This window comes from Psychrobacter sp. CX21 (assembly GCF_057396255.1).
Genome location: NZ_JBXYJG010000001.1, coordinates 99,274 through 123,050, shown reverse-complemented (window position 1 = coordinate 123,050; position 23,777 = coordinate 99,274). Strand labels below are relative to the sequence as shown.

Annotated in this window: 16 protein-coding genes; 8 read left to right on the top strand and 8 right to left on the bottom strand. The window is 40.0% G+C overall.

From position 1 onward, the window contains the following. Positions 1-60: 60 nt before the first annotated feature. The 3 genes from AC2SLP_RS00465 to AC2SLP_RS00455 form a co-directional block, all read right to left on the bottom strand. A complete protein-coding gene (locus AC2SLP_RS00465; protein WP_486534606.1) occupies positions 61-780 on the bottom strand; it encodes a histidine phosphatase family protein in 720 nt (239 codons plus the stop codon). A 245-nt stretch (positions 781-1,025) separates the two neighbouring features. Next, on the bottom strand, positions 1,026-2,213 hold the full coding sequence (locus AC2SLP_RS00460; protein ID WP_486534604.1) for a phosphotransferase family protein: 1,188 nt from the start codon (positions 2,211-2,213) through the stop codon (positions 1,026-1,028). A 310-nt stretch (positions 2,214-2,523) separates the two neighbouring features. After that, the gene (locus AC2SLP_RS00455; protein ID WP_486534814.1) at positions 2,524-3,771 is read right to left on the bottom strand and encodes an acyl-CoA dehydrogenase family protein; all 1,248 of its coding nucleotides are present in this window, start codon (positions 3,769-3,771) and stop codon (positions 2,524-2,526) included. A 780-nt stretch (positions 3,772-4,551) separates the two neighbouring features. Here AC2SLP_RS00455 and ligA point away from each other — a divergent pair. The 4 genes from ligA (at position 4,552) to AC2SLP_RS00435 (ending at position 8,960) form a co-directional block, all read left to right on the top strand. Further along, positions 4,552-6,549, top strand: coding sequence for an NAD-dependent DNA ligase LigA (gene ligA, locus AC2SLP_RS00450; RefSeq protein ID WP_486534813.1), 1,998 nt, complete (start codon positions 4,552-4,554; stop codon positions 6,547-6,549). Between the two features lie 463 nt (positions 6,550-7,012). Beyond that, positions 7,013-8,092: a M23 family metallopeptidase gene (locus AC2SLP_RS00445; RefSeq protein ID WP_486534602.1), complete on the top strand. Its 1,080-nt coding sequence runs from the start codon at positions 7,013-7,015 to the stop codon at positions 8,090-8,092. 232 nt (positions 8,093-8,324) lie between these two features. After that, positions 8,325-8,492: a hypothetical protein gene (locus tag AC2SLP_RS00440; RefSeq protein ID WP_486534600.1), complete on the top strand. Its 168-nt coding sequence runs from the start codon at positions 8,325-8,327 to the stop codon at positions 8,490-8,492. Between the two features lie 9 nt (positions 8,493-8,501). Beyond that, on the top strand, positions 8,502-8,960 hold the full coding sequence (locus AC2SLP_RS00435) for a bactofilin family protein (protein WP_486534598.1): 459 nt from the start codon (positions 8,502-8,504) through the stop codon (positions 8,958-8,960). Here the strand turns inward: AC2SLP_RS00435 and AC2SLP_RS00430 are convergent. Together AC2SLP_RS00430 and AC2SLP_RS00425 are read right to left on the bottom strand one after the other, a co-directional pair. Beyond that, positions 8,957-9,631 (bottom strand): hypothetical protein, encoded by a 675-nt coding sequence (locus AC2SLP_RS00430; RefSeq protein WP_486534596.1) that lies wholly within the window; start codon positions 9,629-9,631, stop codon positions 8,957-8,959. The two genes, AC2SLP_RS00435 and AC2SLP_RS00430, sit on opposite strands and share 4 nt — an antisense overlap. A 235-nt stretch (positions 9,632-9,866) precedes the next feature. Further along, the gene (locus AC2SLP_RS00425; protein WP_486534594.1) at positions 9,867-11,597 is read right to left on the bottom strand and encodes a vWA domain-containing protein; all 1,731 of its coding nucleotides are present in this window, start codon (positions 11,595-11,597) and stop codon (positions 9,867-9,869) included. Between the two features lie 522 nt (positions 11,598-12,119). Between AC2SLP_RS00425 and AC2SLP_RS00420 the strand changes: the two genes are divergently transcribed. Beyond that, positions 12,120-13,034 carry a DUF808 domain-containing protein gene (locus AC2SLP_RS00420; protein WP_486534593.1) on the top strand — a complete coding sequence of 305 codons (915 nt, stop codon included), beginning with the start codon at positions 12,120-12,122 and terminating at the stop codon, positions 13,032-13,034. Positions 13,035-13,170: 136 nt separating this feature from the next. On the opposite strand, the gene AC2SLP_RS00415 is transcribed toward AC2SLP_RS00420, so the two are convergent. Next, positions 13,171-17,358, bottom strand: coding sequence for an Rne/Rng family ribonuclease (locus AC2SLP_RS00415; RefSeq protein ID WP_486534591.1), 4,188 nt, complete (start codon positions 17,356-17,358; stop codon positions 13,171-13,173). Between the two features lie 1,409 nt (positions 17,359-18,767). Between AC2SLP_RS00415 and AC2SLP_RS00410 the strand changes: the two genes are divergently transcribed. The 3 genes from AC2SLP_RS00410 to AC2SLP_RS00400 all read left to right on the top strand — a co-directional run bounded on the left by AC2SLP_RS00410 (position 18,768) and on the right by AC2SLP_RS00400 (position 21,780). Continuing rightward, positions 18,768-19,898, top strand: a complete 1,131-nt coding sequence (locus tag AC2SLP_RS00410; protein WP_486534590.1) for an RluA family pseudouridine synthase — start codon at positions 18,768-18,770, stop codon at positions 19,896-19,898. A 152-nt stretch (positions 19,899-20,050) separates the two neighbouring features. Next, positions 20,051-21,010 (top strand): 4-hydroxybenzoate octaprenyltransferase, encoded by a 960-nt coding sequence (gene ubiA / locus AC2SLP_RS00405; RefSeq protein ID WP_486534588.1) that lies wholly within the window; start codon positions 20,051-20,053, stop codon positions 21,008-21,010. Between the two features lie 143 nt (positions 21,011-21,153). Next, a complete protein-coding gene (locus AC2SLP_RS00400; RefSeq protein ID WP_486534586.1) occupies positions 21,154-21,780 on the top strand; it encodes a DUF4112 domain-containing protein in 627 nt (208 codons plus the stop codon). A 20-nt stretch (positions 21,781-21,800) separates the two neighbouring features. Here AC2SLP_RS00400 and AC2SLP_RS00395 read toward each other — a convergent pair whose 3' ends face one another. Further along, positions 21,801-22,226 (bottom strand): secondary thiamine-phosphate synthase enzyme YjbQ, encoded by a 426-nt coding sequence (locus tag AC2SLP_RS00395; protein WP_486534584.1) that lies wholly within the window; start codon positions 22,224-22,226, stop codon positions 21,801-21,803. A 226-nt stretch (positions 22,227-22,452) separates the two neighbouring features. Continuing rightward, a complete protein-coding gene (locus AC2SLP_RS00390) occupies positions 22,453-23,760 on the bottom strand; it encodes a hypothetical protein (RefSeq protein ID WP_486534582.1) in 1,308 nt (435 codons plus the stop codon). Positions 23,761-23,777: the final 17 nt, after the last annotated feature.

Genomic DNA, 23,777 nt, shown 5'->3' with positions numbered 1-23,777 from the left:
TATTGCATGAAAAATTGAATGAAAGTTGCATTAAAATAGTTGAACGTAAATATCGGTTTATTAATGCCACGTGAGGTAGCGTTCGCCATCTTTAAATAAATGACTGTGTTCGTTTAGCGACAGCAGGCGCGGCTTATCCTCTTTAAGCACGATGGAGGTGACGCCCGTGTTAATTAGTGTTCGATTAATCTGATACGCCGTTTTACTACTTTGATGTAATAAACCTGAGGCTAAAGCAGCAATAACACCGCCTGAGGTAAATATTAAGACAGTTTCAACCTCTTTTGATTTGGTAAATTCGATGACTTCATTAAGTGCATTTTGTACCCGCTGATTAAACTGTGACCAACTTTCAATGTAATCGTCATCATACTCGCCTGAATGCCAACGTAACATCGCCTCATTAAATAATTCACCCAAACGCAGTTTAGGTGTAGGAGCATTGGCAATGGCTGTCATAATGCCCTTTTCGCTGGCAAAACTTGGATCATACTTAACAAAAACATCTTTATGATTAAACTCATTTAAATGTTCAATGGGCGTAGATTGGGTCAACGGATGCTCAAGGTTCAAGCCATTATTGTAAGCCTCTAAAAAATGAACAGCAGAGTCTCGTTGACGGGCTAGTGTGCCGCTCAGTACCGCATCTATTTTACGCGTAGATGCTGCGTAATGAGCGCCCAGTAGAGATGCCTGCTTTATACCTAGACTTGATAATTTATCGTAATTACTTTGTCCAAATGACGCTTGACCGTGTCTGGCAAACAAAAGAGTAGTCATAATATCCTATGATGTTTATTTATCTTACTATGTATTTATTTATCTTTATGCGACTCTCAACTCACTAAAGAAATTGGTAGGCTAGGCGTGAAGCCTAGCAATTTTAATCATTCTGAAAGGATGCTCGACTAAAGCCTAAGTCTACGTCAAGAATTGAGAGCGACGTTTTTATCTGTAATCTGACATCCATCCTACCTAGTAGAGAGTCTTAATTATTCACAAAACTAGACATCTGTCGATAACTGCTATTTAAACCATTTAGATGATAATGCTTTTTCAGTGACAGTTGAAACTGATGAGGGAAGTCGATTGCTATTTACTAAACGCGTCGCTTCATGTTTGGTGATCAGCTTTAATGCCCGCATATTTAACGCATGCACAATAATCCAAAAATCTTTGAATATCTTATTATCTGTTTGTTTATGATAATAACGATAATAGATTTGCTGCGCGATACCTGCCAAACGGAACAGACCGAAGACCTCATAAAACGCCCAATTATCTGTAGTCAAACCCGTCTTGTCTAGATAGTACTCGACTACTTCTTCACGGGTCATCATGCCGTCTAGGTGTGTTGGCTGTCGACGCGATTGACGCATAATAAAGTTATCATCCTTTTGAACCCAGTAGGCGAGGGCGTTGCCCAAATCCATCAGCGGATCACCTAGTGTTGCCATTTCCCAATCAAGTACCCCAATCACTGAAGTCGGATTTTCAGGATCTAAAACAACGTTATCAAAACGCCAGTCATTATGGATGACACAGGTGCGGCTGTCTTTGGGTAAGTTACGCTTTAGCCATTGGCGGACAATAAAGAAGCTAGGAACATTTGGTGTTTTGGCCTTGGTATAACGACGCTCCCAGCCTTTAACTTGACGCTCGCAGTAGCCATAACCTTTGCCAATAGCATTTAATTCTGGATTGTTATCATAATCGATCTCATGTAGCTCAATAAGCGCATCGATAACATTGGTACACAAGGTGTGAACTTCTGAGCTATCAAGCGAGAGCTCTTTGGGTAAGTTAGCGCGCGGGATAATGCCAACCAGACGTTCCATGACATAAAAGTCGCAACCAATAACAGATTCGTCAGTACAGAGCGCTATCATTTCAGGCACGTACGTGTAATCATTTTTTAAAGCATGCTGTATTTTATATTCACGCACCATGTCATGTGCAGATTTGGCCTTAGTGCCAGAAGGAGGGCGTCTTAAGATAAGATCTCTATTTTCGTAATGAAGACAGTAAGTCCAGTTGGACGCTCCGCCAGAGAACTGTGTAACATCGGGCATACCTTGAACGTCTACGCCTTCTTTTTGCAGCCAGTCAGTGACGGCTTTAGCATCTAATGCTTCAGTTTCTCTTACGCTCGTGGGCTTATCAATTATTGAACTTTTTGAATGAGAATGATTGGAGGTAGATTTGATGCTCATAACGTCCCTTTTTAGTAGCAAATAAGTAGCAAATAAGTAGCAAAAATTTTAAGGTAACTGCGAGGTATCATAAGCCAGTCGAGCCATTAAGATACTTGAAGCATCTTTGTCGAACTTTTCTGACCTAGCGACCTTAATGATTAAAGTACACAGTTAGATGATTGCTATTAACCACGACTAAGACGTTAGTGACAACAATCACAACTACAAGTAAGCGTTGTCATAAACGTAATGGTTAAAGCAATCGGCTTACATAATTATTGATTACTTTGAATTATGATTAATTATTGTGAGTTATCATCTAAAATTATTATTTATCATTAGATTTAGAGCGGCTAAAGCCATGACGCTTAAGCTCAAGCTTAGCAATCATGCCTTTATGGACTTCGTCCGGACCATCTGCCAATCGTAAACTACGCGCCTGAGCATAGAATGCAGGCAGCATAGTATCCTGACATACGCCCATACCACCATGAATTTGCATCGACATGTCCACAACTTCTTGTAGCACATTAGGTGCTACCACCTTAATTGCTGAAATCTCGGTCAAAGCTTCCATAACTCCATCAGTATCCATTTTATGGGCTGCATGTAGAGTGAGCAGACGCGCCTGATCAATTTTGATGCGTGCTTCAGCGATGCGTTCCATATTGCCACCAAGCATCAATAGTTTTTTACCAAAGGCTCGGCGTTCCATACCACGATGAACAGCAAGCTCTAAAGCTCTTTCAGCAGCGCCAATGCAGCGCATGCAGTGATGAATACGACCAGGCCCTAAACGCCCTTGAGCAATCATAAAGCCCATACCAGGTCCACCAATAAAGTTGCTTACCGGTACACGGACATCCTTAAATTCAACTTCACCATGACCATGCGGGGCATCATAATCACCAAATACTTGTAGCATACGTTTAATCTCAACGCCTTTAGTATCAATAGGTACTAATACCATAGAATGCTGTTGATGACGGCCAACGTTTTCATTGGGGGTATGAGCCATAAAGATAATAAAATCAACATCGGGATCGCCAAGACCTGATGACCACCATTTACGGCCATTAAGAATAATGTCATCGCCTTCAACAATGGCAGTAGCTTCCATATTAGTCGCATCACTTGATGCCACATTAGGTTCTGTCATACAGAATACTGATCGGGTTTTTCCATCTAACAGTGGCTGCAAATAACGCTCTTTTTGCTCCTTATTTCCAAAGCGCCACAATAGCTCCATATTGCCACTATCAGGTGCATTACAATTAAAGATATTAGGGGCGACCAGACTACGACCGGTTAACTCTGCAATGGGGGCGTAGTCGGTAACAGAAAGACCCGCACCAAGCTCATCATCAGGAAGAAATAAATTCCATAGGCCAGCGTCTTTTGCTTTTTGACGTAAGGTATAATACTCCTCAGGCCATTTCCAAGTAGTCCAATCGCTATGATTATTATTTTTATGGCTGGCTTTAATGAGGTCTGCTTCGAGAGGGGCGATTTGAGTTTCGATAAAGTCTTTTACGCGATTATAGAAATCTTGTCCACGCGGGCTTAGATCGTACATCATAAATTCCTTTTTATGGATTGGGGTTTTTAATTAAGATCAATGATTATGGCTATTTGGTATCGATATAAATAATAATAATTATGAAAATACTTATAGCATAATTAGATTTAATAAATGTGTTTGGAGCTATATTTTGGCGCGATATATAATGACAATATAGTTATAGGTTAGGTCGATTGTATACTCACAACGTAATAAATAGATTATAAATTGCAAAACCTTGAGTTTAATCAACAGGATTAAACCTTTATTTAAGTCTATCACTAAATTAAATTATGTATATATACAACCATTGACCACTGAGTAATTCTGTTTATATTCATGTATTTAGAATAAGTCTCTTAAATAACTTATCTAAAATACCTTATCTTAAATAACTTATCTAACATAACTTAGCGAAAATGAGTAAGTTCTGTATAAGGTGATGTGGATTGCTCTATGTAAGACGATAATTAATAAAACGATAGGTTTAAATAAAATCTCAGTTAATTTATGAGTTTATACCATAACCTTTGTGACAGATAAATCCTCAATACTTGTGTATATATCAACAGACATTAGTATGATAGAGGCTATAAAATTTGTAACATTTGCTAAGACACAATAAGCTGACTTTAGATTAAAATGATGACAATAGCTATGACTAAAATGAATACAAAAACTATGCCAAAAACTTCTAGTAAGAAGATCTCTAATAAAAAGCCAACTGAAAAAAAGTTATCCAATAAAGAAGCAAACTTACCAAAAGATAATGAGCTAGAATCTATCGTAGATGAAATGCGAACCCTTATCACTCAAGTACGTTATCATAATAATGCCTACTATGTTATGGATGCACCAACCATAACGGATAATGAGTATGATCAACTGCGTCTGCGTCTCATCGAACTTGAAGAACGCTATCCTGAGCTAACTCAATCAGATAGTCCTACTGCAAACGTAGGTGATGATCCATTACCATCTTTTTCACAAGTTGAACATGACATTCCGATGTTGTCATTAGGGAATGTATTTAGCTATGACGATTTGGCAGAATTCATGCGCCGTATTAATGATCGTCTGAGTGAGTCTGACAAAAACCCAACCTATGAGATGGAGCTAAAGCTTGATGGGCTTGCGGTATCACTTAAGTATCATCAGGGTAAATTTGTACGGGGTGTGACGCGTGGAGATGGGCAAACGGGTGAGGACATTACCCAAAATGTAAAAACCATTAGTAACATACCCATGCTATTAAAGGCGGTCAAAGACATCGACGTCCTTGAAGTACGCGGAGAGGTGTTGATGCCCAAAGCGGGATTTAAACGTTTAAATCGTCTTGCTGAAGAAGCGGGAAGCAAAACATTTGCTAATCCGCGCAATGCCGCAGCGGGCAGCTTAAGACAGCTTGATCCCAGTGTTGCGGCAAGTCGTCCATTAGCTTTTTATGCTTATTCAGTGAATCAAGGCCTGCCAAAGCATATTACTACGCAATCGCAAGCGCTGGCGTGGCTAAAACAGATTGGGTTTACGGTCAGTGCATTTAAGGTGGTTAATAGTATAGACGAGGCGCAATCTTATTATGAATCAGTTATCGAAACTCGATCTGATCTGCCGTTTGAAATAGACGGCACAGTGATAAAGGTTGACGATTTGGCGCTACAAAGCCAGTTAGGCTACCTGTCACGAGAGCCGCGCTGGGCAACTGCGTACAAGTTTCCTGCCGAAACTGTGATGACGACACTTAATAATATTGAATGGCAAGTAGGGCGTACTGGTCAAATTACACCCGTGGGTAAGCTTGAGCCCGTTCAAGTAGGCGGGGTGACGGTAAGTAATGTGACGCTGCATAATTTTGGCGAAATTCAGCGGTTAGATGTACGAGCCGGAGACACTGTCAGTGTTCATCGGGCGGGCGATGTCATTCCTAAAGTCACTAGCGTGTGGCACGATCTTAGGCCTGATAATACTCAGCCTGTTACGCTTCCTAAGCATTGTCCAGTATGTGATTCACCCGTTGTATTGCCAGAGGGTGAGGCATTGGCACGGTGTTCTGGAGGACTGTTTTGTCCAGCTCAGCAGCAAGAAGCTTTAATTCATTTTGTCTCGCGTAAAGCCATGGATATTGATGGGTTAGGAGAGCGCTGGTTGATTAGCTTCTTTGAGCACGACATTGTAAAAACGGTAGCCGATATTTATCATTTGCATGAGCATCAAGACGAGCTAATTAACTTTGAAAAATTAGGAGAAAAATCTGTTAACAATCTGCTCAGTGCGATTGAAGACAGTAAAGAGACCACACTGCCTCGGTTTATTTATGCGCTAGGCATCCGCGGAGTGGGGGAGACAACGGCGCAAAACTTAGCACAATACTACGGTGATTTACCCGCGTTAATGGACGCCAGTATTGAAGCACTAGAAGCGGTGCCAGATGTGGGTCATATCACTGCAGAGTTGATTCACGAATTTTTTCGTGCGCAGCATAATGTTGAGGTTATTAAAGCCCTACAAAAAGCTGGCGTTCACTGGAATCCTGTTGAGAAAGTGAGTGCTGATAATTTACCCCTAGATGGTGAGACGTGGGTGATAACAGGCACGTTAGTAGCCAGCGGTATGTCTCGTGATGATGCTAAGGCTAAGCTACAAGCGATGGGTGCAAAAGTATCTGGCAGTGTGTCTTCCAAAACATCTGCATTACTGGCTGGCGAGAAAGCTGGATCTAAATTAACCAAAGCTGAGAAGCTTGGCGTTCGTGTGGTCGATGAGTCAGAGTTTTTAGCGATGATTGATGAATAATACCTTTATCTTAAGATAGCCTATCATTGTCAAACTCGCTGAACTAATTACTTGTAGCGTTTGCACTAGTTTTTCTTAATATGTTAAATGTTAGATAGGGTATAAACAAACGAGTCGGACGTACTAAAAGTGAGTAGTCAAGGTTAAAAGACAGCTGATGCTGTCTTTTTTAGTTTATGGCGTGCTGTTATTTTCTAATCAGTCAATAGACAGCATTTCAACTAATAGTCAAAGGATCAGCTAATATTAAATATCTCAACTAATTATCAGTATAACTTAATAACGTATTAACTTAATTCTATTAAATCAATAGATTAATAATATACGAGTCAGTGAACTAAAAAATATTTCAAACATTTTGGTGTAATAATTTGTAAATGAATTTAAGCGATGCTAATATATGGCTACAAATTATTAAGATATTCCACCTTCTATCTGAGCGAGTCTATTAGGGTATATAGCTATGTCAAATTATAAGACAAATCATGACTCTAACGCTTTCTCAAAACTCAAAAAATTTACGTTCAAACGTAATGATGCTTCTAATAATTCCTCTTCTATCATGCCTGCGACTCATTCATCCGCTACTAATAGAAATACCACTCTTATCATCGTTGATGTGGATAAGACCGAATCTATTAGCGTCAATACCCGTTTGCTCAGATCGTTTAAGCCAATTGTCATTGCTTTATTTAGCACCCTGATAACCTTTTTGATTTTGATCGTTATACTCATTGGATTAAATATCAGTAAAAGCATTCAGGTCGAGCGCGCAAAGAAAGCCGAAGCCGAAGCGTATCAAGCTTCACTAGCGCTACGTAATGAGGTTGAGAAACTACAGACCCAATCATCTAAAGAAGTTCAAGAAAAACTTGGTACCTTAGAAGCAACAGGTAAGACCGTTGATAAATTACAAGACTATTTGGAAGAGCGCGGCGTTAAGTTACCTAATGAAGCATTGGATAACTACCAAGAACAACCTGACCAAGATATTAAAGAGCAAACCGCCAAGCGCGTAAATGAACAAACGACTGAAAATAGTGATCTTAGAAATCACCAAGGTGGTCCTGTTAATGATGATATCAGCCATATTGAAGGATATGGTCAAAGAATTGAAGTATTAAATAAAATAGCCCGCCAAGTACCTCTTGGATTGCCACATACGGGTGCTTTATCCTCAAGATTTGGTAAACGCTCAAACCCATTTACAGGACGATCTTCTGAATTTCATCATGGATTGGATTTCAAAGGCTCAACCGGACAGCCGATTAATACCACGGCCGACGGGGTTGTAATTACTGCAGGCAGGTTAGGCGGTTATGGTTTGGCTGTAAAGGTAAAACATGGTTACAACTATATTACGTTATATGGTCATCTATCTGAGGTGGATGTAAAAGTGGGTCAGAAAGTAAAAGCGGGCGACATCATAGGTAAGCTTGGCTCTACAGGACGCTCTACAGGGCCTCATTTACATTATGAAGTACGCCAGGGTAATGAATTTTTTGATCCAGAGGGATTTATCAGCCTTAATTCTACGATATAACTTATACCATATAAATCTGATCCCATAAAAAACCATATATCATTCCTTTAAATTTAGTTCGTTCTACTAAACCTGTTAGAGTTAGTCCATTAAAGTTAGTCCGTTCAAACAAGTTAATAAATATATAGTCTACAACCAGTTACTTAATACGATTGATTAATGCAGTTTATTATTAGGGTTAAAAAATACGGTTAATAATTAGGATTAATTAATAAGATTGAAAAAAATATGCTTGTCAAAGCAGGTATGGATATGGACGAATAATGGTCAACGAATTTCTCTTATCTATGCTCAATACTATGCTTATGACTATGATCATGACTATGCTCGCCGCCATGCTATTGCCCAAGCTTTTGCTCATTTAAAATTAACACCAATTTCATTTAAAACAACTCCTTAAGGAATATAAATGTTCGGTAACCGCAACGATAAAGAACAAAGTAAAGCCAATCCCATTAGTTTTGCCTCTACGACCAGCTCAAATAGTATTGATACGCTAATCAGTGATGCATGTGAAATTCAGGGCAATATAAATAGCGATAAGTCTATAAAAATTGATGGCAAGGTTATTGGGGATGTGACCGTTAAAGGAACTGTCGTCATATCTACTAGCGGCTGCGTGACAGGAGATATCAATGCAGACGCTTTGATTGTGTATGGTACGCTCGATGGTGATAGCACCACACAAGATATTCACTTACAAGAAAGCGGTCATGTTGAGGGCAATATAAAGACTCAAAGCTTACAAGTAGAGCCGAACGCTACTTATAACGGTGTGGTAACAATGAGTGCGCAGTCTACTAATTCAAAGCCAGTGTTAAATTATGATCAGAAGAAAAATACGGCAACCGATGACGTAGCGTCCTAATCAGTGTTAATCTGCGTATTGGACGTCACTTCAATAGGCAGTATTAAACCCCGTGCATATTCATCTGAGATAACATAATTGAAGCGACTGGGTTCAACATGTGGCGCCGTATAGACCCTAAGTACACCGTCTTTTTCTGAAAAACTATGAGATTGATACCGATCACCGAGTTGATTCAATAATGCATCAACAGGCTCATTGCTTACCATACCTAGTGTTAAAATATGTTGAGCTTGCTGCGGGGTGATATTAGAAAAGGAAGCTTGCGCTTTGACAGGGGAGCTCTCTACTTCAAAAGGATAGTTGAAACTGCTAGGATCAACTGGTTCAATGCCTTTATCAACTTTAGACCAATCTATCTTAAGTACGCCATCAGGTGTTGAAGCTTTTTGAGGCATACCATCACTATTTATGTCCGAACCAGCATTCAAGTCAGCGTTTAAATCAGCATTCGAGTCAATGTTAACATCAATATCAACAGCAGCATCAGTTTCGTTTAATCCAGCATTTGAACTGGTGTTTGAATTGGTTAAAGTGCTATCAGAGGTGCTAGCTGGGTTTGAGGAGTCGTTACACGCAGTTAATCCCAATGCTGCAACGGTTGACATGAGCGCAATTGCAAACATTAATTTTTGACATGACTTTATAACCACAAATGATTGAGACAACATAATCAGAATTCCAAGATAGTATTATACCTTTTTTAAAAATAACCTATAGTCAAAGAAGTCTAAAATGGTTACAAGACAACCGAGTGCAAGTACTACTTCACTAGGATTAGCGAGGTTAACACCGTAACCGTTTAGTGGTTCGATGACTATATTTTTGTCAAACTCGCTGAACCTACCACTTGTAGCGATTGCATTCGTTATCTTCGATATCTAAATTTTAAGATTAGGTATTAGTTTAATCCAGCGCCGATGCTAACTCGACTAATTTGATAAATTCACGTCGACTTCCCGTACTGTCGTTGGGACTATCTATCCCTGATTTGGCCAAATTGGCAACGTCAGCATAGTTATAATCATTCACGTATTTACTTTGCGTTAGTAGTTGACCATATCCTGCGACTGCCATTGCAAAGTTTGTATCGGGTGATGCGACCGTGGTTCTGTTGGCTATTGGAAATGAAATAAGCTGTGAAGTATCACCATTTGGTGCTTTATAGCGAATCTTTAAAAAGCCCAACTCTTTTTTGTTAGTCATATTACTCGTTGATGTTTCCAAATTTTGGTAACGACTAGGTTCTAACAACCCTTTTTCACCAACAGGCGTGACTTCGAATAAAGCAACGACAGACTTACCCGCGCCAAGCTCTCCTGCATCGACTTTGTCATTATTAAAATCTTCTTTTGCTAATACTCGGTTTTCATAACCGATTAAGCGCCACTCCGATACAGTCGCTGGGTTGAATTCAACCTGAATTTTAACATCCTTAGCGACGGTATTAAAGGTTGCTGACATCTCATCAATGAGAACTTTTTTAGCCTCTGATAAGTTATCTATATAGCTATAGTTGCCGTTACCATTATTAGCAACTTGTTCCATCATATGATCGTTATAATTGCCTTGACCAAACCCAAGTGTCGATAGTGAAACACCACGATCGCGATTATCGCGTACGATGTCTAGCATTTCATCTACACTGGAGACACCCACGTTAAAATCGCCATCTGTCAGCATCAATATTCGATTAATACCTTGAGGTTTAAAGCTCTCATTAGCCTGTTGATAAGCCAGATTGATAGCCGCTTCACCGTTGGTAGAGCCTTGAGCGTTTAAATTATCGATGGCATTAAGAATTTTTCGATACTGATTGCCAGGCGTCGGTGGTAATACCACCTCCGTATTACCTGCATAAGTAATCAAGGTTATCGTATCTTTAGCATCTAAATGTTTGGTTAACATCTTAAGGCTAGATTTGGCCAATTGAAGCTTATCAGTTGAGCCCATGGAGCCTGACACATCTAATAAAAACACTAAGTTTGCAGGCGGTTTGATTTGTGAACCAATGGTCTCATCTTCTGATTTTATACCTACTTTTATAATACGATTGGTTGGATGCCAAGGTGCTTTAACCACTTCGGTGCTTACTAAAAATGGCGCTGAGCCCTGCTTTTGCGCCTTACTAAAATCATAATTAAAATAATTAATGAGCTCTTCTACCCTGACGGCGTCCGTAGGCGGAAGGCTTCCATTGTTTAGAAAACGCCTAACATTGGCATAGCTTCCGGTATCTGTATCTATGCTCAATGTCGCATAAGCTTGTTCACTAGTGGCATTGACCGCATTGCGTTCAATATCGGCATAGTTTTCATTTTCATCCAAGTTTATGGGCCTAACTTCGCTTGATGGCTCGACAACGATTGCGGGTGCATACAATGCCATGCTATCTCTATTTTGCGCAGGTGGCATGCGTTTTGCTTTACTTGTCATGGAACGCTGCTGAGAAGGGGCAGCCTGTTCGTTACTGATCGTTGATGAGCTTTCGGCTGATTCGTATTGTTGCTGTCCACAAGCAGTTAAAATCGCTAAACTAAGCACGCTCAAGCCACTTAATAAATAGTGACGCGGCTGTATACCACGAGTCTTAGTATCAGATTTATGAGCTTTTGCATGGTCTGGAGAATGAATCATTAAAATTTCCTTATTAAATGGCCTAGTATCGCATACAAAATTGTTATACCGTTTATATAGCTATGTGCAATGGCGTTACAATAAACGCTATTCACTAAACGCTATTCACCAAATAATATATGCGCTGTGACTCTATTCGCGTACTTATTTGGATACTAAAAAGACAGAAAAATACCGTTAAAAATAAATAAAAATTTGAGTAAATATCATTTATTTAGGCTCTATTCGATAACTAATTACAATCGCAGTATAGAAATAGTGCCCCGACACTATAAACTTTAACCTAATATTAAGAATTAATCATGGAAATATTTTGATTATTAGATGTAAATTTTGGCTCATAACGACACTGTAGGAAGAATAGCAATCTGATCATCATTATTTATAATAGCTATATTTATAGTTTATAACACCTATAACTATCATCACTAGATCAAAAGTAGCTTTTTTTATAGTAGTTTTTATAGTAGTTACATTCATCATAGCGGTGCAGTATGAGTACTAAACGATTGAGGAGATTTTATGGCAGGCGGTAGTTTATTATTGTTGCTCGACGATATCAGCTTACTGATGGATGACGTATCAGTAATGACCAAAGTGGCGGCTAAAAAGACAGCCGGCGTACTTGGAGATGATTTGGCTCTTAATGCCGAGCAAGTAACTGGTGTTAAGCCAAGTCGAGAATTGCCCGTTGTCTGGGCGGTGGCGAAAGGCTCTTTTGTTAACAAGCTAATATTAGTGCCAGCGGCGTTACTAATCAGTTATTTCATACCGTGGTTAATTACGCCACTACTCATGATTGGCGGATTATTCTTGTGTTTTGAAGGGGCAGAAAAGGTCATTCATAAATTTTGGCCAAAGTTATTGCCACATGATGAAGAGCATGAAGCGAGAATGGCGGCGAATGCGGATGGTAATGTGGATTTGGTAGAACTTGAAAAGAATAAAGTTAAAGGGGCCATACGAACTGATTTTATTCTATCTGCTGAAATTATCGTGATAGCCTTAGGAACGCTTACAGCGGCTAGCATGCTAAACAAAACACTTGTTCTATCCATTCTTGCTATTGGGGTAACAATTGGTATTTATGGTTTGGTTGCGGGTATTGTAAAAATTGATGACCTAGGCCTGCATTTGCTACAAAAGCCGGATTCAAGTGAAGGTATGAAAAAGGTAGGTGAATTTTTATTGGCGGCTGCACCAAAGCTTATGAAGTTTCTATCGGTAGTGGGTACTATTGCTATGTTCTTAGTCGGTGGGGGTATTATTGTACATGGGATTGGATATTTAGATCATGCTGTTGAGGATATTGCGCATTTAACCGGTATATTTGAAGGCCTTTCAACGACATTACTTAATGGAGTTATCGGGTTTGTCATAGGAGTAGTTGTATTGGCTATTGTGACAGGCATTCAAAAGGCCCGTGGTGCTCATTAACATTACCACATAATATAAAAGTTCTTTACACATAAAAATAGACCACTGTTTTACAGTGGTCTATTTTATTGCGCTAAACGTTTTAATAACATGAGTTATATCATAGGTAGCTCATATCTTTTATGAATAACATAGATTAGTCGTCATTATTACTGTTTGAATCTGCATCACGCTTATCATCATCACTGGTTTTACGGCTTCGTGATTTAGGTGCTTTATGTGATGTCAAATTCAACAAACCAGTTTGAGGCAGCAATTGCTCAGAGATGTTCTCAATCATGCTTTTGTAGCTCTCGATACTGGTCTTATTCGAATTATCCTCTTCTGATGCTTCTTGCTCCTCAGCACGTTGACTGTGGGAGCTTTGATCAGTTTCAGCATGACCATCAGCGTCTAACTCGGCAGCGTCTAACTCAGCAGCGTCTAATATCTCTGCATTGTCACTAGTGACGTGCTCTACATTTGGCTCATTAGTAAGCGCATCTGCAGGTTGATCTACGCTTTGATCCACATCGCTTTGATTGTCAGAGCTTTGTTCAACATGTTCATCTTTTTGCGATGATGGTTCGCTTGAGTCGTTAGATTGAACCGCAGCTAAGAACACATCCCAAGGCTGGCTTAACGCTTGTAAGAAGGCAGACTCCGTTTTACCCGACTCAATAAGCGTATTACCCTCGGTACCAAGTACTCTACTGACAAAATTACCAACATTAAGCTTTAGTAGCTCAGACATAACATCAGCGGCTGAAAGCTCTTTTGATGCTTGATGATCATCTGATTGTTTGTTTTGATCCTCTGATACATCCTCAGCCAAAGAGCTTGATGACTTAGTCTCCATTTGCGTATTTTGCTTATCAGAACTGACATCTTGACCGTCGTCGTGGACATATTGTTGCGCATTGTCCTGACTTGCACTTGATTCATTTTCAACAGGCGTATAATCAGGATGCTGCCCGCGTGGGTCGTTAGTAGCACGTGGACCTACTGGCATACTCTCAGTTTCAGTTTTGCCTTGTTCGGTACTGTGCGTTGCCACGGCAGAAGTCATTTTTTCAAAGCGCTCTAAATAACTTGGAGACAAAGACTGATAGCCATAATTCACAAAACTAAAGGTCTGTGGTGCTTTAGCCTCAGGGCTCTTAGACCTATTAACAGTGGATTTTGACGCGCCTGAACCTGACGTTTCTTTATGCGCATTTAAGGCCGCTAAGAAGCAGGTAATAACACCATCTTTAGCCAAGCGCATACTCGGCTGCGCTAAGTGAGTATGTATAAACTGACCCACTGAGCCGCTAATCGTCGTAACTCGAGACGCTTGCTCTTCTGCTGCCGGCTTAGAAGCTTTATGGTACGCTGCTTTAATAATGCGTGGATCATTAGCAGCTTGGCCAAACTTCTGAGCAGCAACGTAGCGATCAGCGAATAATGACTCGACATCGAAGGTTAATGATGTGGTATCTTCACTGTCATCAACATTAGCGTCTTTGACCTCAGCATCTTTAACCTCAGAAACGTCATCTTTAGTAGCACTAGAAGATGTGGCTGTTGACTGATCTTGCTGCGAGTCATCTTGATGAGGTTTTGACTTAGTATCTTGCGATTCAGATGACTTCTCAGACTGTACATCAGTCTTATCAGAGTCACCACTGTGCGAACCTTGATTATCAGTATCCACGGTTTGATGGGTATTTTGTTGCTCAGAATCTGCATTTTTAGAATCTGCAGCTTTAGAACCTGTTTCAGTAGCGTCTTCACCATTATCACTACTGTGTTTTTCTTGATTAGCAGACTTGTCAGATTTAGAGCCATCAAGTGATATGTGCACCACTTCCACTTCTTTAAGTGGGCTTTCAGCTTCTGTTACCCGTAAGTTTACTTCATTTGGATCTACCTGATTGTCAGTCTGTGCGCGCTCAGACTTAAATTGGTTCGTTTTATCATTCTGCTGAGACTTATGTTCAGAACGAGGCTCAGAACCATTTTCAGAACGATGATCAGATTTGGAAACCTGTTTAGCGTCACCTCTTTGTATTGGACCTCTTGATTCACGCTTGCTATTCGGGTCACGTTTTTGAAGTTCTGCTGAACCCAATTCACTTTGTACGTTTGATTTATTATTCGTACGATTATCTGAACGGTTGTCCGAGCGAGTGTCAGATTTTTGATGCCTATCGTTTGATTTTTTATCACTGTCTTTATCATGACGACGTCGATTATCTGATTTATGACGCTCATTACGTTTGTCATGTTTGTTACGATTACGTCCACGCGAGCGACGACGGTCTTTGTCATCATCTTTATCACTATCCGTCTTAGCTTGGGTCGACGCGCTAGCAGAGCTAGACTGATCCTTGGTTTCGGTACTTGTTTCTGACCCTGTCAATGCAGCCGCGCTTACATTACCAAATGCGCCGCGACTTTCAGCGCCCGAATTTACGATTGCTTCAATGGCTTGTGCCGCATCCGTACTGCTAATAGTAGATGCCATTTGTGCTTGCGGAGTTGGCGCAAACAAGTTCGATAGCCAAGCAACGGCCGCAGGCTTAGCATTATCAAGCTCAGCCTTGTTTTGATGCGTAGCCTGTGTTGATGAGGGCGGTAAAGTAGGGTTAGCTACAGCGCCCGTTTGTTTGTTATCAGCCGAGTTGCTATTAGCCAAATTTGAATTGTTAGAGGATGCATTGTTAGAGGATGCATTGTTTTGCGTTTTCTTACTTTGATCTTCCGCATCTTGTCTAGGTTGGCGCGTTGGCTGCTGCTCTGGACGTTCAGAATCAGCAGTTTGCCAATCAACATCATATCCAAGACCACTGGTTTCTTGCTGCTGAGTATCTGTAACCCGCTCATAACTTGCCGGCGCAAAGCCATGATGATTAAAATGGATATTAAAGTTAGGTGACTCTAGATGAGCATGCGGTAAAATTGTGATACGCGTGCCACTGTCCTGTTCTAAGTAGACTAAACTTTCACGTTTTTCATTCAATAAAAACGCTGCAATATCAGTAGGTACTTCGGCTTGTACTTCACCGTGACGCTCTTTTAGAGCCGTCTGTTCGATTTGACGCATGATAGAAAGCGACAACGAACGCAGGTCGCGAATCATGCCATTACCATGACAGCGAGGACATATGTAGCCTGTTGACTCTTCAAGTGAAGGACGCAGACGCTGGCGACTCATCTCCATCAAACCAAAGCGTGAGATATCTCCAAATTGAACACGGGCGCGATCGTACTTAGTGGCTTCAATTAAGCGCTTTTCAACTTCTTTTTGGTTTTTACTGTCATTCATATCGATAAAATCGATAACAATTAAACCACCCATATCACGTAGGCGTAATTGACGGGCAATCTCATCAGCGGCTTCTAAATTGGTATGAAAAGCAGTCTCGGCAACGTCGGCGCCTTTGGTGGATTTAGCAGAGTTAATGTCAATAGAAACCAAAGCTTCGGTTTGATCGATAACAATTGAGCCTCCAGACAATAGACGTACTTCACGCTGATAAGCCGTTTCTATTTGACGTTCAACATTAAAGCTTGTGAACATGGGCTCATAATCAGTGTACTTACGTAATTTATCAACCTGTTTTGGCATTACAGCTTTTACAAAGGTTTCAGCCTCAATAAACGCTTCTTCATTGTCTATCCAAATCTCAGAGATATCATCGCGCAAATAATCACGAACTGCACGTGTCACCACGCCAGCTTCTTGATGCACCAGACGTGGAGATGCATATTTTTTGTTTTGATCCTGAATGGCATTCCAGATATTGAGCAAATGATTTAAATCATGTTGCAAATCTTCTTGAGTTTTACCGATACCAGCGGTACGCACAATGACACTCATGCCCTTAGGTAGATCTAAATTGCCAAGCATACGCTTCATGTCTTCACGTAATTTACCAGAAATCTGACGGGAAATGCCGCCACCTTTTGGGTTATTCGGCATAAGTACAAGATATCGGCCTGCTAATGAGACGTAGGTAGATAAAGCAGCGCCTTTGTTGCCGCGCTCTTCTTTTTCGACTTGAACAATGAGCTCATCGCCTTCTTTGATGAGCTTACGGATATTTTCTTCACGTGGATTACCAGATAGATACTCACTAGCAATTTCGCGAACGGGAAGAAAACCTTGACGTTTAGAACCGTATTCAACGAATACAGCTTCAAGTGAAGGCTCTACACGCGTGACGTGACCTTTATAAATATTGGCTTTCTTTTGTTCGCGGGTGCGATTTTCAAGATCAAAGTCGTATAAATGGTTGCCTTTACATAGTGCAACACGTACTTCTTCGTTATGGGTAGCATTAATTAATATGCGCTTCATGGTGTGTCCTATTTGTCATGACACACAATGATTAAGGTTAGGATAGGAGCGTTTAACGTGATAAATGATTGAGAAATTTGATTTTCAAAATTTGATTCTCAATTGTATCGACGGCGTAGCCTTAGATAGCTTAAATAAAGCTAAAAAGACCGCGTTATTACTTACAAATTTTAAATATATTCCAAAGTCAAATGTAGATAATAATTAAGTTATGATCAGGTTATAAAATTAACTTTTTATAAGTAGTTATCTATTTATAAGTAAGCATCTATAAAGTATAAGTCTGCAAACCTTATATTTCAGTTGCGTTGTTATCCAAAGCCAAATAGGAGTGTAAATCCCTTTAAAAAATTCCAATCAAATTTATCTTGGAATAGGCTTTGTATAACTATTAGGCAAAGCGTTCATGTCTATTAAAGTTATTAGCATATGCAGGTGTTGTAGGCACCGTATAATATAAGCATTTTAACGCTAGTATTTGCTAAGACTAATATTTTGAACGCTAATAATGATTGCTAGTTGATTCTGAATACAGTCAAGGGTAGGTTTTTTTGACAAGATAAGTTGTAAGGTTACCTTGAGTCTAATTTGGCCACTTTAACAATACTGTCTGAAAAAGACTGTTATGTAGCGCCTCAAACCTATTTAAGCGTTGTATTCAATATACTTAATAAATCCTAACTTAATGTTTTTATAACTTGTGTCATTATAACTGCAGCTTATTAGGCAATCATTTATTAAATTGATCTGCCGATAAAGCTACTTTATAACTTGTAATTAAAAACTTTTAATTATTAAAACTTGAAACTCTAAATTTGTAAATGTGCACAAAGTTTGACGGGGCGTACTTGGCAAATAATAGTTTTTAAAATAATAAACGCAGGATTATTTATGCGCTTAATTACAATTATTTGACCGTCACTTAGGTGCAATCTCGTCTTTTATTTATCATGTTTTACCAAAACCAATCGTCGTTGTTTACAGTATCAAGCACAAGTTGTAAATTTGCACTAATAGAGGAACAACATCGGTTGTTTGGTGTTAAATAGCGATGGTTAATTAGTTAATAACCAATATCCAAGGCTAATAAATCCCAAAAACATTAAAACATTGTGTTCATGTTAATTTTAAAAGGGTAGTGGTGCCAAATAAGTCGTATTGACAACGGCAGTTGTAAGCTGCTTGAGCCACTTTACCCGTACAGAGTTTATAAAAATAACGTTGTGGGCTGACTTTAATAATTTTTAATCAATATAAGACGCCTTAAAAGTAGGTGTCTTATACGATGTACTTAAGAACCCAGTAAAGTAATAGCACACTCAAATCGAGCTTTTGCATATATCAATACACGGGATATAAAGTCAACGTGTTAGACTATACCAAATCTTTTGCAAAATACCTAACAAAATATGTCAAAATCTAATCGTAACCCTAATAAAAATACATATCAAAACCCTACCAAAGACGCCACTTTAGAGCGAGATATGGAAGGCCTATTGTCCAGTGTGGGGGCTAGTGTTGGGGCAGTTGTAGAGACCAATGTAGACGCTGAACAACTGACGACGCGCCGTAACTCAACCCGTGCTCGTCCCCAAAGTGCTGATGAGGATATCGAAGACTTTGGCCAAGTCAATCATTTGGAAGTTACTCGTAATCAGCATGGACAACGCATCGATAATTTCTTATTGGCCCGTCTTAAAGGCATGCCGCGCGCTCATATCTATAAAATGATTCGTTCAGATGAAGTGCGGGTGAATAACAAACGCTGCAAACCCTATGACAATCTCGAACGTGGTGATGTGGTACGTATTGCGCCAGTCAAACTTGCTACGCGTGAAAAGCCTGTCATCAGTAAAGAATTTGCAAACAGTCTGCTTGATCGGGTGGTTTATGAAGATGCGGGGCTATTAATACTTGATAAGCCGTCAGGTATGGCAGTACATGGGGGAAGTGGTGTGGATTTTGGCGTTATTGAAGCGCTGCGAGAGGTGACGGGTAAGAAATATCTTGAATTGATTCATCGTATTGATAAAGACACCTCCGGGCTTTTGATGATTTCAAAAAAACGCTCTACCTTAAAGCTTTTACAAAATCATTTGCGTGAAAAGACGATTCAAAAACATTATCTATGTATCGTAAAAGGTCAGCCCGCGCTTAATGACGTTAATATTGATGCCCCACTGCTTAGATATAAGTTACAAAGTGGAGAGCGCCGAGTTAAGGTGGATACTACTGATAAAGATGCAAAACCGAGCCAGACGATATGTCATGTCTTAGCTAGATTTGAAATTAACGGTCAACCAGTGAGTCTCATTGAAGCTAAGCCATTAACAGGTAGAACACACCAAATCAGGGTGCATTTGGCTTATATTGGTCATCCCATATTAGGTGATGATAAATATAATGAGCAAGACACGACAGGTGTGAGACGCTTATGTTTACATGCTTGGCAGCTTAATATACCTGAATATAGTGAGGCTATACGTGCACCGCTACCAAAGGATATGCAGTCTATCTTGCCATCAGATGTTAGCCTTTAAAAAAACCATTTAAATAGGTCTACTAGAACACTATCAGCTATAAGCTGACTTTAGTTGACTCGGTATAAACTTATCCGAGTATGACTCAAAAAGCTTTTCTAGTTATAAGCACTACTAATACAAGCACAACTAATATAAGCACTACTAATTATATGACTAAACCTCAATCTGCATTGAAACAAAAGTTGCAGGCTTATATTCAGCTGACGCGGTTCGACAAGCCTGTCGGTATCGAGTTATTGCTATGGCCAACGTTGTGGGCGGTTCTACTTGCAGCGTTAGGTGCTTCAGCGATAAATCATGATAGCGCTGCAATCGATTCGTCTATAACGGCACCTATAGATTGGTACACCCTAAAAGTCTTTTTTATATTCGCATTAGGGGCTATTCTTATGCGAGCAGCAGGCTGTGCTATTAACGACTTTGCCGATCGAAAAGTCGATGGTGCGGTTGAGAGAACAAAAGGACGCCCGTTAGCAGAAGGAAGGTTGTCTGGCACTGAAGCCATTGGGGCTTTTGTTATATTGACATTACTTAGTGCAAGTTTGTTATTTTGTTTGCCTATAGAGGTGTTTTATTGGTCTTTAGGCGCTGTAGTGTTAGCGTTTATTTACCCCTTTATGAAGCGCTTTACCCATTTGCCGCAAGTGTTTTTAGCGGCGGCATTTGGTTGGGCGATACCTATGGCGTATGTGGCCATTCAAGGAAAGCCAGACGGTTGGGCATGGATATTGTTTGTAGCTTATATGTGCTGGACTGTCGCTTATGATACGCAATATGCCATGGCAGATCGGAAGGACGATTTAAAAATTGGGGTTAAGTCCACCGCTATTCTATTTGGCAAATACGATGTGTTGATCATTTCGGTATTGCAAACCCTGTTTTTATTGCTCATGGGCGTGGTGCTGTATCACTACTTTGTAGATACTGTTCTTGGTCTTCTACCTATATTTGCATTAGGCGTGGTCGCAATCATGTTTGGTCAACAAAACAAAGCGTGTGCCACAAGAGAGCCAGCGGCTTGTTTTAGAGCGTTTTTGGCTAATATATGGGTGGGTAGATACTTATTTTTATTGATAGCGGTGAGCTATATTTGGGTAACTTGGTTTTGAATAAAGGTAGTTAATTTAGGGGTTCGGATTATACAGCAGTTAATACTTATAGCAGTTAGCGTTTAGAACAAACAAAGAATAAAGTGGCCAAGATTTGAGTGGCCAAGATTTGAGCGGCTAAAGAAAAAGCGGATGTCATATAAATGGTAAAACACACACGTCATACCCAGCTGGATAATAAAGACTTTGATGCCATATTAAAGAGTAAAGGTCTCACACGGGGGCAGATTATTGAGATGGAGCGTGGCTTAGCCAAGTTTGCCAATACTATGGACTCCGCAGTGCGCATCCCTTTTACTAAGCAAGGCGTCGGTGCAGATGCTGCCTTGTCGACTGTGCCAGTTGTAGGCGATGTGGCAGGATTGGTCTTGACAGGATATGCCTTTATCTTGGGCATTAAGATGGGAGTGCCAGTCAATAAGCTGACTCCGGCTGTTAGACTTGCATTGGTAGACTTAGTGGTGGGTATCGTGCCTGGCGTGGGCACACTCATGGATATATTTATCCGCCCAAGCCGCAGAACTCTTGAAATAGTTCGAGATCATATTCAGGATGAATACGGTATCAAAGAGACCTCGCACATCGACAGACCGTTTATGCACGAATCCCTGCAAGCCAAACAGCAACATTCTAAGTTTTGGCGAAATCCAGTTGTCGCATGGATATATTTACATATTCCAGATATTCTTGGCGTTATATTTTTAGTGCTTATTGGAGTGGTTATATGGACGATTGGTAGCTGGATTATTGATTTATTTAATAAATCATAGTACGGCACTGTATCAATAACTTATGCCTGTACGGTAATCACCAAACGTCTTCCATTGGCATGATTTCTATGCTCACACAAATACACCCCTTGCCACATTCCCAAGCCTAATTTGCCGTTTATTAGCGGTATCGATAGGCTTACCCCGAACATCATACTCTTAAAGTGAGCCGGTAGGTCATCAGAGCCTTCAAGTGTGTGGCGGTATTCGGGCTGATCACTAGGCGCTATTTTATTTAACCAGTCTTCTGTATCCATACGAACATCAGGATCCGCATTCTCATTTATAGATAGACTTGCAGAGGTATGCTGTAAGAATAAATGTACCATGCCAACTTCTGCTTCATTTGGTAGCAAATCACTTATAGTGCGCTCAATGATATTGGTAATGATATAAATACCACGCGCTTTTGCTGGTAGAGTGACGATGTTTTGATAATGTGCCATGAGCTTACCTGTTTATAAAAGCTATTAATTTCTTATAAAAGCTATAAATAATATTGCTTACTATAGTCAAAGAAATCTAAAATGGTTATAAGGCAACCGAGTGCAAGTACTACTATAGTAGGGCAAGCGAGGTTAACACCGTAACCGTTTAGTATTTAGCTGACTATACCTCAATGTTGTATTTAATCCACGTTAATAAATAAAAGTGACAGCCAGTAAAAAGCCTTCAAAGTTTAAAAAAGCCATTATCGAGTAAGTACTGAGCTTGTGAAACTTTGCTTTTTAAGGTGGTGTGTAGCGACTGTAACGTATCGGATGGGATAGTCCCAGTTTCATATTGCTGTTTCGCAGTGCGTTTTAATCGGATTAAGCAGTCGTTAAGCAGTTGTTGAACACGTGATATTTTTTGCGTTAAGAGTTGTTGCTGGCTTTCTGATAACTCAATATGTGCTTGGGTTTCACCATCTTTAGCTGCTTTAGATGGTTGCAAAATCTGATCATTTAGACTGGCACGAAGCAGGTCAGGGAGGGCTCTGGTAAGAATGTCGTTAAATGAGCTTAATGTCAAAGGATCGCTTAAAAGCGCATCGCTATACGTCTTGGTTTGTTCAGCAGTTAGCGTTAGCGTACCAAGCTGCTTGATGATCGACTCTCCCAAAGCTGAGGTATATTGACTAAGGGCTAAATGGCTGTCCGCTTTCTGAGCGGTTTGAGCTATTCGATCGGTCTGAGCATTATCATTTGAATCGTCGCTAGAATCATTTGACAGAGAATGGGAGATAGAATTGGACGTCAAGTTGGGTTGCAAGCTTGAAAATTGATGTGCCGAAGGGGTCAAATTGACTGCATTATCGCAGTCTTGCAAATAATCTTTGCCGCGCTCAAGTAGAGATTGTTCAGTAGGTTGGTCTAATTCACTACTTTGTGAATGTTCTGGTGCTTTTATGGTTTGTTGACCAGGGCCTGCATCTTCGCCTTGATGGAATTCACCATATACGGTTTGTAAATAATTACGATTGGCTAAAATGTTGCTCGCAACTTGTGCTTGTCCATCGTTTTGAGAACGCACCATAAAATCTAGCATAGATGAGAGTTGACCATAGGTAACGTCTTTACTCGTAAGGTCATGTTCACTATCAATAATGGTGTTTTCAGCGTAATCGATCTCTAGTTTTAGATAGTCGTCTAATATTTCAGGAAGGCGGGTGCTGGCTAGTTTATCCATAGTGAAACGCTGGTCAGGTGCTAAATTTACACTATTTAAAGTTACATATTGTGCATGAATTTTACCCAGTAATTGTCTAAAACTGATGGGTAATGAAGGATGTCTACGATAACGATCAATAGTCTCTGCAATTTGTAGTTGCTGGGCAGTTGCTTTCGTAGGCTGTCCAGAGCTGCCTTTATATCCGATATGTTGTTGCCCCTTATTCTTATTCGCTAGCAAATTCTGTGACGACTTTTTTCTAACAACAAACGCCGTTGGCACGATAACCAACATACTGACAATAAGTAATAAAAGAGGATAGGACATAATTAATAATCTTCAAT

Bases quoted from the DNA above. Each gene is read 5' to 3' on its own strand.
- AC2SLP_RS00465 (WP_486534606.1), bottom strand. From the start codon at position 780: ATGACTACTCTTTTGTTTGCCAGACACGGTCAAGCGTCATTTGGACAA.
- AC2SLP_RS00460 (WP_486534604.1), bottom strand. From the start codon at position 2,213: ATGAGCATCAAATCTACCTCCAATCATTCTCATTCAAAAAGTTCAATA.
- AC2SLP_RS00455 (WP_486534814.1), bottom strand. From the start codon at position 3,771: ATGTACGATCTAAGCCCGCGTGGACAAGATTTCTATAATCGCGTAAAA.
- ligA (WP_486534813.1), top strand. From the start codon at position 4,552: ATGCGAACCCTTATCACTCAAGTACGTTATCATAATAATGCCTACTAT.
- AC2SLP_RS00445 (WP_486534602.1), top strand. From the start codon at position 7,013: ATGTCAAATTATAAGACAAATCATGACTCTAACGCTTTCTCAAAACTC.
- AC2SLP_RS00435 (WP_486534598.1), top strand. From the start codon at position 8,502: ATGTTCGGTAACCGCAACGATAAAGAACAAAGTAAAGCCAATCCCATT.
- AC2SLP_RS00430 (WP_486534596.1), bottom strand. From the start codon at position 9,631: ATGTTGTCTCAATCATTTGTGGTTATAAAGTCATGTCAAAAATTAATG.
- AC2SLP_RS00425 (WP_486534594.1), bottom strand. From the start codon at position 11,597: ATGATTCATTCTCCAGACCATGCAAAAGCTCATAAATCTGATACTAAG.
- AC2SLP_RS00420 (WP_486534593.1), top strand. From the start codon at position 12,120: ATGGCAGGCGGTAGTTTATTATTGTTGCTCGACGATATCAGCTTACTG.
- AC2SLP_RS00415 (WP_486534591.1), bottom strand. From the start codon at position 17,358: ATGAAGCGCATATTAATTAATGCTACCCATAACGAAGAAGTACGTGTT.
- AC2SLP_RS00410 (WP_486534590.1), top strand. From the start codon at position 18,768: ATGTCAAAATCTAATCGTAACCCTAATAAAAATACATATCAAAACCCT.
- ubiA (WP_486534588.1), top strand. From the start codon at position 20,051: ATGACTAAACCTCAATCTGCATTGAAACAAAAGTTGCAGGCTTATATT.
- AC2SLP_RS00400 (WP_486534586.1), top strand. From the start codon at position 21,154: ATGGTAAAACACACACGTCATACCCAGCTGGATAATAAAGACTTTGAT.
- AC2SLP_RS00395 (WP_486534584.1), bottom strand. From the start codon at position 22,226: ATGGCACATTATCAAAACATCGTCACTCTACCAGCAAAAGCGCGTGGT.
- AC2SLP_RS00390 (WP_486534582.1), bottom strand. From the start codon at position 23,760: ATGTCCTATCCTCTTTTATTACTTATTGTCAGTATGTTGGTTATCGTG.